Here is a 14,924-nt window from a genome sequence, read left to right as displayed (position 1 = left end):
ACCTGTTTTTTTACTTTTTTCTGGCCAACACCAGGTTGTTCAGGTATAAATCATTAGAGAAAGGAAGAATAGCATTACATAACCATGCAGCTGCGTTCATCATGCTATTGAAAAATAGTCTTGCACCACTTCTTATCACAGGAATATTGCGTAGTTTATACAACACATGCAGGTTCCAATAGGTAATGCGCATTTGCCAGAGTGCTTGCACAGAGGTACCCAGTTTTTCTTGCTGTACTACTTCAAACCCATGCTGCTGTAGCAAATGCCTGATGGCAAAAGACGTATACCGGGCGAAATCGTTGGGTTGCTCATGCTCACAAATAGCAAACGGACAGGTGATGAGCATTTGCCCGCCAGGCTTCAGTACCCGGTTCAATTCATCGAGCATCTCCGGCAGGTTGAATACATGCTCAAACACTTCCGTTGAAAAAATGCTGTCGAAACTGTCGTTTTCGAATGGCAATGTTTTGCCGTCGTAGTACACATCAATTTGCTCATTGCTGTGGTCGTGCCCTTCTCCCTGAAAGTCGACACCGATGTATTCATCTACTGAAAACAAAGACTTGTATGGTTTGGCGCCGCAGCCAAAATCTAGCAGCTTGCCTTTCAAAGCAGGGGCATGTTGCAGCACGGCATGTAGCAATAGTTTTCTGGTAATCCATGTGGGGGAAGCGATGCCCGGATTAAAAGCCTTTGGAACCAATGATATGGCGGCGGGATAATTCATGAGGGCCAAAACTAACGATTCCATTAATTTGCCCGAAAATCAGGCAATTCAATGGTTATCAAACTCGCCAATAAGTTGTTGGGCCAACTCGGCTACGTAATTACCAAAAAGCAAATGGAAGAACCAGTAGCAGGCGATATGATGGGCGATGAACCTTTTATGGAGTTGTACCAACAGGTAAAACCCTATACCATGACCAGCCCCGAAAGGCTGTATGCCTTGCACAAAGCAGTAATCTATACCATAGAAAAAAACTTGCCCGGCGATTTTGTGGAATGTGGTGTGTGGCGGGGCGGCAGCAGTATGATGATTGCCCTTACGTTGAAACAACTGGGTGTTCAAAACAGGCACCTGTACCTCTACGACACCTTTGAAGGCATGAGCGAACCTACCGAAGCCGACAAAGACATATCGGGTAGCGATGCAGCGCAACTCTTGGCCACACACAACAAAACGGCTGGCATTTGGGCCTTTGCCGATTTACAAGATGTACAGCAAAACATGCAACTCACCGGCTACCCTACTGCAAATATTCATTACGTACAAGGCAAGGTAGAAGATACCATTCCAGCAACTATACCAGCCGCCATTGCGCTACTGCGCCTTGATACCGATTGGTATGAAAGCACCAAACATGAATTGATTCATTTGTATCCTTTGCTGGCAAACAATGGTGCATTAATCATTGATGATTTCGGTCACTGGCAGGGTGCTAAAAAAGCAGTGCTGGAATATTTCGACAAACAGCCTGTACTGCTGAACAGGATTGATTATACCGGCAGAATTATAATTAAGTTGTAAACATCTGTTGCGCCGCTGGTACTACCAATTTAGGCGTAACATTTGCAGTCTCCCTAATGTATACACCTTTATATTATCTCCCTCCTATTTCTTTTTCCACTTAGGAATTGTTTCTTCTATACTTGTACTTTTTGCTTGAGCACAAAATGTGTTTGCTATGCAAGCAAGTGCCTCTTCATCAATATGTATTCCGTAGAGTCTTATAGCACCTTTTTAATAGCCGCAACCTATTACTGTGCCTGGTGATAGGCAATAACACCCGAACCAATTACTGCCAGTAGCATTTTTTCACTTCAGAAACAGCTGCGAGTGCAATTAAAACGCTGCATCATCAATAATGAAACTTATCTTGCTATCATAAAAATTAAGGCATTGTGCAGTAAGCAGCCTTATCATTTTACAGATATCAATTATATCGCACAAATACTATAAAAAATCACACAGTTATTACACCTTCATGAAGTCGCACTTACTCATAGTCCTTCTCATTTTTTTGCAGCTATTTTGGTCAATTTCTCGAACCAGAGGACAAAGCGCCCAATTCGTAGCCCCGGACACGGTGTGCTTGAATGCACCAATTTACATTCAGAATAGCAGCCCTGCAGGCCAAGCTTATTACTGGAATTTTTGTGCCGGCGACCTTAACCAAATACCCACCGCCCAGAACTATTCAGTTGCTCCTGAATCGAATACGCCCGTATTTATGGATTATGCTAATGACAATGGCGAATGGATAGGATTAGTCGTGAATCATTTATCTGGAACAATCAGCAGACTAAGGTATGGCAACAGCCTCAACAACAATCCTTCCATCACCAACCTAGGCAGTCTGGGGGTTATGCCGCTTTATCTCGAAGGCATTCAAATTGTGCATGATGGTCAACAGTGGTTTGCATTTGTAGTTGGTGGACAACGATCACAATCCGCGTTGATTAAACTTAATTTTGGCAATAGTCTCTTGAATACCCCCACTGCTGTAAACTATGGAGCGATTGGAGGCATCGATTTCCCTGTAGACATTTCTATTTTTAATAAAAATGGGAAGTGGTATGCTTTCACTGTAAGCGCTTACAATAACTCCCTGACCCGTTATGACTTTGGAGATAACTTAGATAATATGCCTACAGGCATCAATTTTGGTAACTTAGGTAACCTTAGATACCCCACAGGAATTTTCGGTATTGAAGAGAACAGCGATTACTATTTGTATGTTGTGAGTCAGGATGACAACCGAATTATCCGATTAAATTTTGGTAACGATATCACATCTGTTCCTTCTGCCAAGGATCTTGCCTTAGTAAACGGTACACTAAATGCACCAAGAGACATTACACTGATACGAGATTGTGGCAATAACTTCGGTTTTGTGGTGAATGCCAATTCCTCTTCACTTATGAAACTTGATTTTGGCAACTCTCTGCTGAATGACGCCCCAGTTGCAACAGATTTAGGCAACAACGGCAATATGAACTTTCCACATAGTATTTCTACCATTTTCAGAACAGGCAATCAGCTCAATTTCTTTGTGACTAATGTGCGGAATAACAGCTTTACAGTTTTCACCTTTGCCAACTGCTCCAGCACAAACATTCCGTCTTCATCTGCCTTCAACCCTCCTGTTTATACGTATTCTCAACCCGGAAAATACAATATAACTCTGCACATGAATGAAGGGCAGGCCAGTCAGTCTGTATTCTGTAAAACCATTGTGGTTATGGAAGCTCCGCTGCTTAATCTTGGAGATACGCTTAATCAATGTTCGGGAGAAACACTGGCTATCGGTAAGCAGTTTACTGATGCGTCACATTACCGTTGGAGTACCGGAGAAACGAGTGCTTTTATTCAACCTTCGCAACCAGGCTGGTATTGGTTAGAGGTAACATTCAGGAGTGGTTGCTACACCAGAGATTCCGTATTTGTACGCCAACCACAAGGCGCAACCTTCGACTTTGGCCCCGACAAAAACATCTGCCAGAGTGGTCCTTTTACTCTTGATGGCCCTCCAGGCATGTTACGTTATGAATGGAATGATGGCAGTACTACCCAATCTATCAACACTTCTATTGGAGGCACTTTTTATTTAACCGTGACAGATAGCTGCGGCAAGCAATACTCTGATACGATTCGCATCAACAGAACCCTAAACACCTCGCCTCTTTCTTTAGGTAATGACACTACCGTTTGCGTCAATAAATGGCCAATGTCGGTTCCCAATCAGTACGCAAGATATTTATGGAGCAATGGCGATACGACAAACTTTACCAGCAGTACAGCCAGCGGCACCTATTGGTTAACTGCCTGGGATATATGTGATCAAGCGATGAGTGATACGATTAACATTACACAACACGCTCCTGCTTACACCAATCTGGGCAACGATACATTGTATTGTGGAAATTTTTCACAGACACTCCATGCGAATATGCAAATGCCATCATTTACTTGGAGTACCAATGAAAACAGCTCCAGCATTACAATTACACAGCCGGGTATTTATTGGGCAGAGGTAAAGGATTTGTGCAACAATACTTACAGAGACAGTATTACCATTCGGCAAATGCCCAAGGCCAGTCCGTTTTCACTGGGCAATGATATCCGAAGTTGCGGTGACAGCAGTTTTACACTGACGGGGCCCTCTAATGCCGCCACTTATGTCTGGAGCAACAACTCGCAAAACATCAGCACCCGAATTACTTCACCAGGCGACTACTGGCTTACCATTTCAGATGCCTGCGGTAACAGTTTTGCAGACAGTATAAACTATAGTCGATTACAGGTGCCCAACGTTTTCCTCGGTGATGATACCGTGCTGTGTATCAAAAATTCCTTTCCACTTTCTGCCGGAAACGATGGCGCCAGCTATTTGTGGAGCACTGGTAGTACAACACAGAAAATTGACATCAGTCAATCTGGTACTTATTGGGTAAAAGTGGTGAATGATGTTGGCTGCGTAGCGGCGGATACCGTAAACTTAAAAATTTCAATGAGCCAGAATATGGGCTTATTTCAAATGCCAACAGCTTTTACTCCCAACAACGATGGGCTAAACGATTGTTTTGGTATAGGTAAATGGGGCGATGTAAAAGTGTACAAGTTTGAAATTTATAACCGTTGGGGAGAATTGATTTTTACCACCACAAAAGCGAGTGACTGCTGGAATGGCAAACGCAATGGTACTGCTCAGCCTTCCGGTCAGTATGCCTACATTGTAGTTGCAGAAACCGCCTGTGGAATTGTAGAGCACAAAGGTTTATTCTCCCTGATTCGCTAGCATTCTCTCGGCATATGTGCTGCTTTCTATTTCTTTGCAAGGCAACACTATGAGCCAAACCACCATTCAACGCCAATCGATTCTGTCTACGCTGGTCATCTTTGCCGGCTTTGGCGTGGGTGCACTCAACCTCATTGTGCTGCAGCCAAAAATTTTGAGTACAGAGCAGTGGGGCCTTACCAGGGTGATTACCGAAGCTGCGGTTTTACTCGCCAACGTGGCTACATTGGGCACCACTCCGGTAATTGCCAAATTCTTTCCTTTTTACAAACGCCACCTGCGGCCCAACGAAATAGACCTGCCCGCTATTACCATGGGCTTTTTTGCCATTGGCATGGCTGTGGTATTGCTGATGTTGCAAATACTCAAACCGCAAATCGTACTCATCTTTGGCAAAAACAATCCGCTGTTTTCGCCCTACTATTTCACATTGAGTTTGTTCATTCTTTTTCAGGGGACCTTTCTATACATGGAATTGTACGCATGGTTTGCCGGCAAAACCATTTTGGCCAATACGTTGAAAGAACTGGTGTTTCGGTTGCTCACCACTGCATGCTTGTTACTTTTTGGTTGGCAGTTGGTCAGCTTCGATGGCTTTATGCAACTTTTCGCCTGCATTTATTTACCGGCCACAGCTATACTCATTTACATGATTCGGAAGCATCATGGGCTGCCCCTCCACTTCCGCATCAGCAAGGTTACCCGCAGGCTCAAATACAAAATGCTGAGCCTCGGCAGTTTTGTATTCATGACCACCATCAGCCAGATAGCCTTTGTGGTGTGCGACACATTGTTTTTGGCCAGCATGTACAATTTTAGCCAGGCGGGTGTGTATGCCGTGGCCCAGTATTTTGGACAGGTAGTGGAAGTGCCCATGCGCAGCATGCAAACCAGCAGTGTGCCCCTCATCAGTGAGTATTGGCGGGCCAAAAACATGACCGGACTGCTGAGTGTATACCGTAAAAGCTGTATCAACCTGCTGGTGGCAGGCATCGGCTTGGGTGGTCTTATTCTGGTAAACCTGCACAACATCGAACGGTATTTTCCCAGTGCCTACGCCGCCATGGTGTTGCCACTGGCCGTGCTCATTGTAAGCCGCTGGATCAACCTGGGTACGGGTCTCAACTCCATGCTCATTCAGCTGTCTACTTTTTGGCGTTTCGATTTTGCCAGCACATTGGTGTATTCAGTTATTGGCATTCCGCTCAACTACCTGCTCATCCGCAATTTTGGCATGATGGGCGCTGCATTGGCCAACGTGATTGCCATGACTATTTACAACGGCATCCGTTTTGTTTTTCTCTGGAAAAAATTCGGGCTGCAACCCTTCACCTGGCGCAATGCGGCCGTACTGCTGGGTGGCAGTGCTCTTATTGCAGCTGTGTATATCATTCCGGCACATAGCAATTTGTTTATCGACGGCATTTTGCGCAGCCTCCTGTTTGGGGCCCTCTTCGTGTTCATGGTGCTGCGGTTTCACCTGAGTGAAGAATTGCAAGCCCTTTGGGAAAAATGGCGTACAAAACTGTGGCCTCGGTAAATTGCAGGCCTATGCAAATGGCGCCCCGCATCTCTGTAGCAATCTGTACGTACAACCGGCAAAAATTTATTGGTGCTTGTTTGGCCTGTTTGGCCGAGCAAACCATGCCTGCCCATGAGTGGGAAGTGATAGTAGTAGACAATGCCAGCACCGACGAAACCGCTGCCATTGTTCAAGCATTTATAGCAGTGCATCCGCAGCTGCCTTTCCGGTATGTGCATGAGCCGCAAAAGGGCTTGAGCTTTGCCCGCAACCGCAGCATTGCCGAAGCCCGTTCCGGTATCGTTACGTTTATTGATGATGATGCCGAAGCCGTGCCGCATTTTGTAGCCAGTATCGCCGCATTCATGGAAGCCCATCCTGAAGCCGCCGGTGCCGGTGGCCGGGTGCTCCCAAAATATTCGGAAAGTCCCGAACCAGCGTGGATGAACAAATACCTCAACGGTTTTATTGGCCGTGTAGATCATGGCGAACCCATCCGCATTTTTGAAGGCCGCATGAAGTACCCCATTGGTTGCAACATGACCTACCGTAAGGAGCTGATGTTGCAGGCCGGTGGCTTCAACAACCAGTTGACTTTCCGCGGCGACGACAAGCATATCTATCATGCAGTTACGCAGCTCAACAAAGCCGTGTATTTTTTGCCCGAAGCATTGGTATATCACAACATAGATGCCCACCGCCTCACGTTCGATTATTTCAAAAAATTGTTTTTGAAAACAGGCAATGAAGAACGCATACGGGTGACCATGGAAAATGGGACAACCGCTGTGGCAAAAAAAGCGGTGGAATATCTCATCAAATGGGGCGCTTCATTGTTGATATGGTTATTGTTTGCTTTGAAAGGGCAAGAAATCAAAGGCCGGTACACCATGTATTCCCAATGGTTTACTTTAACAGGTTTCTTGAAAAAAGACGTGTTTGTGCGATAAGAAGGTTAATTTTTTGCCGCCATACAACCCATGATACCAAACAGGGCTCAAATTTGTTATAGAACCAACAGCTTCGTAAAACGATTAATTGATGATTATGCAATACTTACGCCAAATATTGACCCTTTGCTGCCTCGCTTTGTTGAGTACCCCCGTGCTGGCACAAAAGCTGGTGTACAGTGAGCCAGACCGCAACGAAGCCAGACAAATCAACTTTGAAATCATTGGTCAGTATGGCAGTAATTATCTGGTGTTTAAAAACTATCGGTCCAATAATTACATATCGGTGTACGATCAGCAAATGAAACTGGTCAAAAACACTGAAATGCCTTACATGCCCGAAAAAACCATTGAAGCCACTTTTGTAGCCTATCCCAATCACTCCTATTTGTTTTATCAGTTTCAGAAAAAAGGCGTGATTTCTGTAATGGCCGTGAAGCTAGATGCCGAGGGCAAGAACCTGACTGAACCCATTACACTCGATACCACCATTACCGGCAACAGCTCAGACGATAAAATTTACTCCATTATACCCAGCGAAGACAAAAGCCACATCATGGTGTTTCGCATCAATACCAAAAACGAACGCCGTTTTCAATTTAAAACATTGGTGTACGATAAGGAACTCAGCTTGCTGCACAGCACCCAACAGTTGGGCTTAGACATGGGCGACCGCAATGATTTCCTCACCGATTTTAATGTCGACAATCATGGCAACCTCATTTTTGGCCGTGGTGTACGGGTGGGCAACAACGACAACATTACCAAGTTTTTTCTGCTGCTGAAGCCCCTTAAAAAAGACGCATTCGAAACAAGAGAACTGAAATTAGAGAACTACAGTTTGGATGAGGTAAAACTGAAAATAGATAACCACAACAATCGTTATCTTTTTACAGGCTTTTACTACCCCGGTCGCAAAACAACCATTGAAGGCGTGGCCAATGCTATTTTTGATAAAGCTGCAGACAACTGGGTAGTACAAAATACCGTTCCTTTCGACGATCAGATGCGGGAGGACAACCGTGGACAAAACAGCAGCAAAAACGCTTTCAACGATTTTTACATTCATGACATTACCATCCGCAGCGATGGTGCTTTTCTGATGAATGCCGAAAGCAACTACACCACCAGCAGGGGCAACTTCAATCCTTATAACCGCTGGAGTATGATGAACCCGTGGATGTCGCCAATGGACTACTACCGCTGGGGTGGCTATGGCTGGGGCTCTCCTTGGGGCTGGGGTTCCCCCTGGGGTTATGGCAACAATGATATTACCCGCTATCATGCTGAAAACATCATCATTTTGGCCTTTGATAAAAATGGTAAAATGCTCCTCACCAACCAGGTGATTAAATCACAATTTGACGACAACAGCAGCAAGCATGATTAGCTATCAAGCCATCAATACCGGCGCCGGTTTGCACTACCTCTACAACGATCAGGAAGCCCGCAACACCGTACTGGCTTATCAAACCCTTACACCGGAAGGCCGTGTCATTCGTAACCCAACCATCAAAAGTCAGGAAAGGGATTACAAGTTTATGCCCAAGTATGCCAAACAGGTAGACCGCAAAGTGGGTGATCATTCCAACACTGTACCGCAATTCGCTGTGCTTTGCCCGGCTTGAATTTGCCCAGTAAGCAACGCTATTTATCCTGAGCTAAAAGACTGTTGGCGCCTGTAGCGCAATGCCTACATTTGTGGCCATCTTCAAAAAACCGCTGCATTTGTGATTGGGTATTTCAAAGAAAGAAGTTCGCTACAGGTTCCTGCCTTGTTATTGCTGGCCATCCTGCTCAAAGTGGGCTATTTTTCAGCACCCGCACAAACACCAGCCTTTGTGGCGGATGGCGGTTTGCTATCGCAATGGCTCAATGCACATAGCGCTGCATTAAACAACGGATTCATACGGGTAGTGGGCATCATCGCCCTCATGGCCTCGGTCATTTATGCAGGGTTTGTAACCGGCAACCGCCGCATGTTCAATCAGCGACATGTACTGGTACCTACTGCCATGTTGCTTTTCTCCTCGCTATTTCCTGTGTCTAATCTGGCGCTCCCTGCGTTGCTGGTTTTGCCCATGCTCATTGGCGTTTTTGCCAGCCTCACCCGCTTGTATCAGTCAGAGCATCCACGCACCAATATCATGAATGCCGGCCTGCTGGCAGGTATGGCATACCTGTTATACCATCCATTTGTGTGGTGGCTGCCCGGCTGTTTTATCGTGCTGGCATTTATGCGGCCTTTCCGGCTGGCAGAGTGGGTACTGCTATTAGCGGCTATGCTCACCCCGGCCTACTTTGTGCTGGCCATCGAATTTCTGACCGATAACTGGCACCCGCAACAGCACCTGCCTTCTATCGGAAAAGCGGTATTGGCCAATAATATTTCCTGGTACTGGTGGCTGGCTGTGGGAATGGCCACGCTCTGGTTTTTGGTAAGCTTTGCCGCATGGCAACAGCAAACCCGCCGCATGGTAATACAGGGCCGCAAAAACTGGTACAGCCTGCTCATGATGGGCTTGCTGGCTATGCCCGGCTTATTTTTTCCGCATCAGCACATGGCAGGTATGCTGGCACTATTGGCTTTTCCTGCCGGCTGCCTTATGGCCAATTCATTTGCCAGCGAAGGCAAAGGAATCGGGCAGCTCCTCTTTTTCTGGCTGCTGATTATAGTGGTAGCCATAGTAGGCTGGGGCTGGAAAAGCGGCGTGATGTAAGGAAAGGGATTGCTGATTCTTCAGCCATACATGGTCTCCAAACTTTCGAACTTGTGTACACTTGAACGGTTGAACTTACCCTGCCTAAACCAGCAAACCTTTATCTTCGCGGCCTCAATCAAAATCACAATCCATGAAATTTGGTGTAGTTGTTTTCCCCGGCTCTAATTGCGACAGAGATATGCACGATGCACTGGCGTACGATTTGGGCCAGGAAGTAATCATGCTGTGGCACAAAGACAAAGACCTGAGCATGTTTACCACCGACGACTGCATTGTACTGCCCGGCGGTTTCAGCTACGGTGATTACCTGCGCTGTGGTGCCATTGCCCGCTTTAGCCCCATGATGCAAAGTGTGATTGAGTTTGCCAACAAAGGCGGCAAAGTGCTGGGTGTGTGCAACGGCTTTCAGATTTTGTGCGAAGCCGGCCTGCTGCCCGGCGTATTGCTCCGCAATGCCAATCAACAATTTATTTGTAAAAACGTGTACCTCAACGGTGCCAATACCAAGGGCCTGCAAATTCCAATTGCCCATGGTGAGGGCCGCTATTTTGCTGACGACGCCACATTAGATAGCCTCGAAGCCAACCAACAGGTGATTTATCGCTACGCCACTCCCGAAGGTGAAGTAAACGGCGAGGCCAACCCCAATGGCGCCACCCGTAATATTGCCGGCATTTGCAACAGCAGCCGCAATGTATTTGGCATGATGCCTCACCCAGAACGTGCCTGCAGCAATGCTCTTGGCAATACCGACGGCGTTCAGGTGTTTCGTGAGCTGGGCCTCGTTTCTTAAATCGTTACCCTCAGCCTGAGGCTGATTTGCCTAAACATTTTGCTAATTGGCGGGCCCTTGTGCCCTAAGTCGCCTTGTGCATGCAAGGGTTTGGTTATCATTGCAACCACAACCGCCATTCGTTGTTGCTATACCTATACTTAATTGAAGACCATGAAGCAATTCTTCTCTTTATTGACAGCCCTTTTGCTGAGCAGCATGGCCATGAGCCAGGTAAAAAATCCGGTAAAGTGGACCTTTTCTGCCAAAAAAATTGATGCCACTACCTACGAGCTGCACCTTACGGCCAGCATCGAGCCGGGATGGCATATTTATACCATCGACCACAGCGCCGATATTGGCGTAGCCACCAGTATTGTGCTCAAAAGCAATCCGCTGGCCACCCCGCAGGGTAAGGTAAAAGTGGTGGGCAAAGCCGTTACGCTCCGCGACCCCAGTACTGCTGAAATGGTGAAGTTTTATGAAAAAACTGTCGACTTTGTGCAGGTAGTAAAACTCAAAAAGCCGCTGAAAACATCGTTTTCCGGCACAGTAGAATACATGGCCTGCGACGATAAGCAGTGCCTGCCCCCTACGGAAAAGCCTTTCACCATTGCATTGCAATAATCTTCGGTAAGCTCTCTTGAGTATGAAAAAATTATGTTCGCCCTGCTGCTGTGGCTGGCCGTGTTGCCTGCCCTGGCACAGCAGGAACCCGTGCAGTTTAGCAGCAGCGTACAACGCACCAGCGATACCAGCGCTGTGCTCATCATCAAAGCATTGATGAAAGATTCGATGGCGCTGTTTACCAGCCAAGCCGCCTCGGCCGACGACCCGCTCATCAGCAGCATTGTGCTCGATAGCAGCAGTGCTACCCTGCTGGTTTCCGGTGCTATCATCACTGAAAACGGACAGCTGCAAACCTTGCCCGACGGCAGTGGCGGCAGCTACCGTGTGTACCAAGATTCTGTGGAATTTCGCTTGCCCCTTCGGGTAAATGCCGAAACCGGATCTGTATCCGGCAAACTGGTGTGGCTGGGCATAAAGGGCGATGAATTTCCAAATGGCGAATACCCTTTTACCGCTAGTATTCCTGCCGGCAGCGATGCAGCTTCAGCTGCAGCCACCGGCACAGAAGAAGAAAAATCCATGTGGCAAATTTTCCTCGAAGGCTTCCTGGCAGGTTTGGGTGCCTTCATCATGCCTTGTATTTACGCCATGGTGCCAGTAACGGTAAGTTTCTTTACCAAGCGGAGCAAAACCCGCAAGCAAGGCATTAAAAATGCAGCTGTGTACACCGGCTCCATCATTGGTATTTTTACCCTCATCGGTTTTCTGATTACGGTTGTGTTTGGCAAAGGCGCCCTCAACGAAATGGCCAGCTCCGCCTGGTTCAACGTGGGTGTGTTTGTGCTCTTCATGATATTCGGTATCTCCTTCCTGGGTGCTTTTGAAATAACATTGCCCGCCAGTTGGAGCAATAAAATCGACAGCAAAAGTGGACTCAACAGTTACAGCGGTATTTTCTTTTTGGCCCTCACGTTGGTGATAGTGTCGTTTAGCTGTACGGTGCCGTTTATTGGTGCCCTTACGGTGCTCATAGCCAAGGGCAGTTTTTGGGCGCCACTGGTGGGTTTCTTTGCCTTTTCGCTGGCATTGTCGCTGCCGTTTGCTGTGTTTACCATCTTCCCCAGCCTGCTGAATAATATGGCAAAAAGCGGCGACTGGCTCAATACCATTAAAGTATCATTGGGTTTTATTGAACTGGCACTGGCCCTCAAGTTTTTCAGCAGCGCCGATTTGGCTTATCACTGGGGCATCCTCGACCGCGAAGTGTACCTCAGCCTCTGGATTGTGATTTTTGGTTTGCTCGGTTTGTACCTGTTAGGCAAACTCAAGTTTCACCACGATAATGAGCTGCCGAAAAACGATTACGGTCAACCTTACCTCTCGGTTACCCGTTTGTTTTTTGCCATTGCTTCACTATCGTTTACTGTGTACATGATACCGGGTTTGTGGGGGGCGCCGCTCAATGGCATCAGTGCCTGGCTGCCCGAAATGAAAACACAAGATTTTAAACTGGCTGCCGGCAATGTCAACAGCAGCAATACAGCTACGTTACCTACTGGTCCGCAGCCTAAAAAATATACTGACTTACTCGAATCGGAGATACCCGGCGTCAACAGCTTTTTTGATTACGATGAAGCACTGGCAGCAGCCAAAGCACTCAACAAACCATTGATGATAGATTTCACCGGACACAGCTGCGCCAACTGTCGCAAAATGGAACGGGAAGTGCTGAGCAATCCGGAAGTAATGCAACGGTTGCAAAATGATTTTGTAGTAGTGTCTTTGTATGTAGATGACAAGTTTCAATTGCCTGAAAATGAATGGACCACTTCCAAGCTGGATGGCAAAGTATTGAAACGCATGGGCGAAAAAAACCTCGACTTTGAAGTTGCTCTCACCAACAATAATGCACAGCCTTACTATGTGTTTGTTGATACAGAAGGTAAGCTACTCACTCCCGAAGGATATGGCTACAACCCAAGTATACCGGGCTTTTTGGCGCATCTGGACAAAGTGAAAAAACTTTTCACCGACAAAAAATAACAACAAAGAAAAACCCCGGACTTTCCGGGGTTTTTAGTGCTATACAAAAATTGTAAGCCAATTTGGTTGTCACTCTGCAATAGCCATCCGCTTTACTATGACAGGCGAATCGTTAAGCCTAAATACTGCAGTTGGAACTGCAGAGCGACAAGTATGTCTGTCAATAACTAACTGCGAATTTTGTAATGCAATGTTACACCGAAATGATGTTTACAAAACCTCAAAATCGGGCACATTTTATCACCAATGTTTATAAAGAAATTTGCTTCTCCGTCATCAGTTTGCGCAGGTTGATGAGGCCATAACGCATTCTGCCCAAAGCAGTGTTGATACTGCAGTTGGTGATCTCTGCAATTTCCTTAAAACTAAGGTTGCCGTAGTGGCGCAATACAATCACTTCCTTTTGTTCTTCAGGCAATTGCTCCAGCATCCGCTGCACCCGGTCGTGACTTTGGCGGCGCATCATGTTACTCTCAGCAGTTTCATCTGAAAAATGCAGCCAGTCAAACACATCTTTACCGTCGCCATTAATCATTGTGGGGCTACGCTTTACCCTGCGGAAATGATCGACACACAAGTTGTGGGCAATGCGCATGGCCCAACTAATGAATTTGCCTTCATCGTTGTATCGGTTTTGCCGGATGGTGTCAATGATTTTGATGAACACATCCTGAAACAAATCCTCGGCGAGGTATTTGTCTTTTACCAGAAATAAAATAGAGGTGTACACCCTGTCTTTGTGCCGGCTGACAAGTTCTTCCAAGGCAAAACCATCGCCATTGTGATAGGCGTGTATCAGCTGCGAATCGGAACGATTAGCGTAAGAAAGCATCATTTCTCCCTTTAAGTGGTGAATAGAAAGTAGAGTAGAAATGATTGCGATAGGCAAATGCTTTTTGGTAAAGAATGAAAATAGTGCGTAACCCAGCCAGGTATTTTATTGGTGCTGCAAAAAATATGCTAAAACAAAAAAAACAGCCCGTCTGTTAGAATTATCTTCGAAGTTGCTAACCGGCCGGGGCGTTATTGTTTCGACACCGATTTGAGAGCAAGCTAAAGAATTTATACGCAAATACCGCATGAAAGTGTCACAAAAGGGAAAAAAGCCCGCTGAAACCGCCATCGAACCTGCCGATCATATTTTCATAAAAGGTGCCCGTACCCACAACCTGAAAAATGTGGATGTGGCCATCCCCCGCAACAAACTGGTGGTGGTAACCGGCGTTTCCGGGTCAGGCAAATCATCCCTTACTATCGACACCCTTTTTGCCGAAGGCCAGCGCCGCTATGCCGAAAGCCTGAGTGCCTATGCCCGCCAGTTTATGCAGCGGATGAACAAGCCCGATGTGGATTACATCAAGGGCCTTTGCCCTGCCATTGCCATTGAGCAAAAAGTCATCACCCGTACGCCCCGCAGTACCGTGGGCAGCATGACGGAAATGTACGATTACCTCCGCCTGTTGTATGCCCGCATTGGCCACACCATTTCACCAGTAAGCGGCCGCGAGGTGAAAAAGACGACGTAACCGACGTCATTAACAG

The 14,924-nt window shown here is 46.7% G+C and carries 13 protein-coding genes; 11 read left to right on the top strand and 2 right to left on the bottom strand.

All coding sequences use genetic code 11. The annotated features are described in order from the left end of the window. Window positions 1-10: 10 nt before the first annotated feature. Window positions 11-754, bottom strand: a complete 744-nt coding sequence (locus GLV81_RS05550; protein WP_157477573.1) for a class I SAM-dependent methyltransferase — start codon at window positions 752-754, stop codon at window positions 11-13. 27 nt (window positions 755-781) lie between these two features. Here GLV81_RS05550 and GLV81_RS05545 point away from each other — a divergent pair, with 27 nt between their 5' ends. From GLV81_RS05545 to GLV81_RS05500, 10 genes are all read left to right on the top strand, one after another. Then, entirely contained in the window at window positions 782-1,531 is a 750-nt protein-coding gene (locus GLV81_RS05545) for a TylF/MycF/NovP-related O-methyltransferase (protein WP_157477571.1), read from the top strand. Between the two features lie 565 nt (window positions 1,532-2,096). After that, a complete protein-coding gene (locus tag GLV81_RS05540) occupies window positions 2,097-4,802 on the top strand; it encodes a T9SS type B sorting domain-containing protein (RefSeq protein ID WP_197428968.1) in 2,706 nt (901 codons plus the stop codon). Between the two features lie 49 nt (window positions 4,803-4,851). Beyond that, window positions 4,852-6,342, top strand: a complete 1,491-nt coding sequence (locus tag GLV81_RS05535; protein WP_157477568.1) for a polysaccharide biosynthesis C-terminal domain-containing protein — start codon at window positions 4,852-4,854, stop codon at window positions 6,340-6,342. Window positions 6,343-6,353: 11 nt separating this feature from the next. Continuing rightward, window positions 6,354-7,274: a glycosyltransferase gene (locus GLV81_RS05530; RefSeq protein WP_197428967.1), complete on the top strand. Its 921-nt coding sequence runs from the start codon at window positions 6,354-6,356 to the stop codon at window positions 7,272-7,274. Between the two features lie 97 nt (window positions 7,275-7,371). Beyond that, window positions 7,372-8,664 (top strand): hypothetical protein, encoded by a 1,293-nt coding sequence (locus GLV81_RS05525; protein WP_157477564.1) that lies wholly within the window; start codon window positions 7,372-7,374, stop codon window positions 8,662-8,664. Continuing rightward, window positions 8,657-8,902 (top strand): hypothetical protein, encoded by a 246-nt coding sequence (locus GLV81_RS05520; protein WP_157477562.1) that lies wholly within the window; start codon window positions 8,657-8,659, stop codon window positions 8,900-8,902. Before GLV81_RS05525 ends, GLV81_RS05520 begins: the two co-directional genes overlap by 8 nt. Window positions 8,903-9,004: 102 nt before the next feature. After that, window positions 9,005-9,994, top strand: coding sequence for a hypothetical protein (locus GLV81_RS05515; protein WP_157477560.1), 990 nt, complete (start codon window positions 9,005-9,007; stop codon window positions 9,992-9,994). Between the two features lie 133 nt (window positions 9,995-10,127). Next, a complete protein-coding gene (purQ, locus tag GLV81_RS05510) occupies window positions 10,128-10,790 on the top strand; it encodes a phosphoribosylformylglycinamidine synthase subunit PurQ (protein ID WP_157477558.1) in 663 nt (220 codons plus the stop codon). A gap of 153 nt (window positions 10,791-10,943) precedes the next feature. Then, window positions 10,944-11,396, top strand: coding sequence for a protein-disulfide reductase DsbD domain-containing protein (locus tag GLV81_RS05505; protein ID WP_157477556.1), 453 nt, complete (start codon window positions 10,944-10,946; stop codon window positions 11,394-11,396). Window positions 11,397-11,429: 33 nt separating this feature from the next. Continuing rightward, window positions 11,430-13,382: a protein-disulfide reductase DsbD family protein gene (locus GLV81_RS05500; protein WP_157477554.1), complete on the top strand. Its 1,953-nt coding sequence runs from the start codon at window positions 11,430-11,432 to the stop codon at window positions 13,380-13,382. A 250-nt stretch (window positions 13,383-13,632) separates the two neighbouring features. On the opposite strand, the gene GLV81_RS05495 is transcribed toward GLV81_RS05500, so the two are convergent. After that, window positions 13,633-14,217 carry an RNA polymerase sigma factor gene (locus GLV81_RS05495; RefSeq protein ID WP_343030591.1) on the bottom strand — a complete coding sequence of 195 codons (585 nt, stop codon included), beginning with the start codon at window positions 14,215-14,217 and terminating at the stop codon, window positions 13,633-13,635. Window positions 14,218-14,461: 244 nt separating this feature from the next. Between GLV81_RS05495 and GLV81_RS20020 the strand changes: the two genes are divergently transcribed. Further along, complete coding sequence (locus tag GLV81_RS20020; RefSeq protein WP_246186269.1) at window positions 14,462-14,908, top strand: hypothetical protein; 447 nt, start codon at window positions 14,462-14,464, stop codon at window positions 14,906-14,908. Window positions 14,909-14,924 lie beyond the last annotated feature (16 nt).

This window comes from Phnomibacter ginsenosidimutans (assembly GCF_009740285.1).
Taxonomy (GTDB): domain Bacteria; phylum Bacteroidota; class Bacteroidia; order Chitinophagales; family Chitinophagaceae; genus Phnomibacter; species Phnomibacter ginsenosidimutans.
This window is presented reverse-complemented; position numbering and strand designations above follow the sequence as displayed.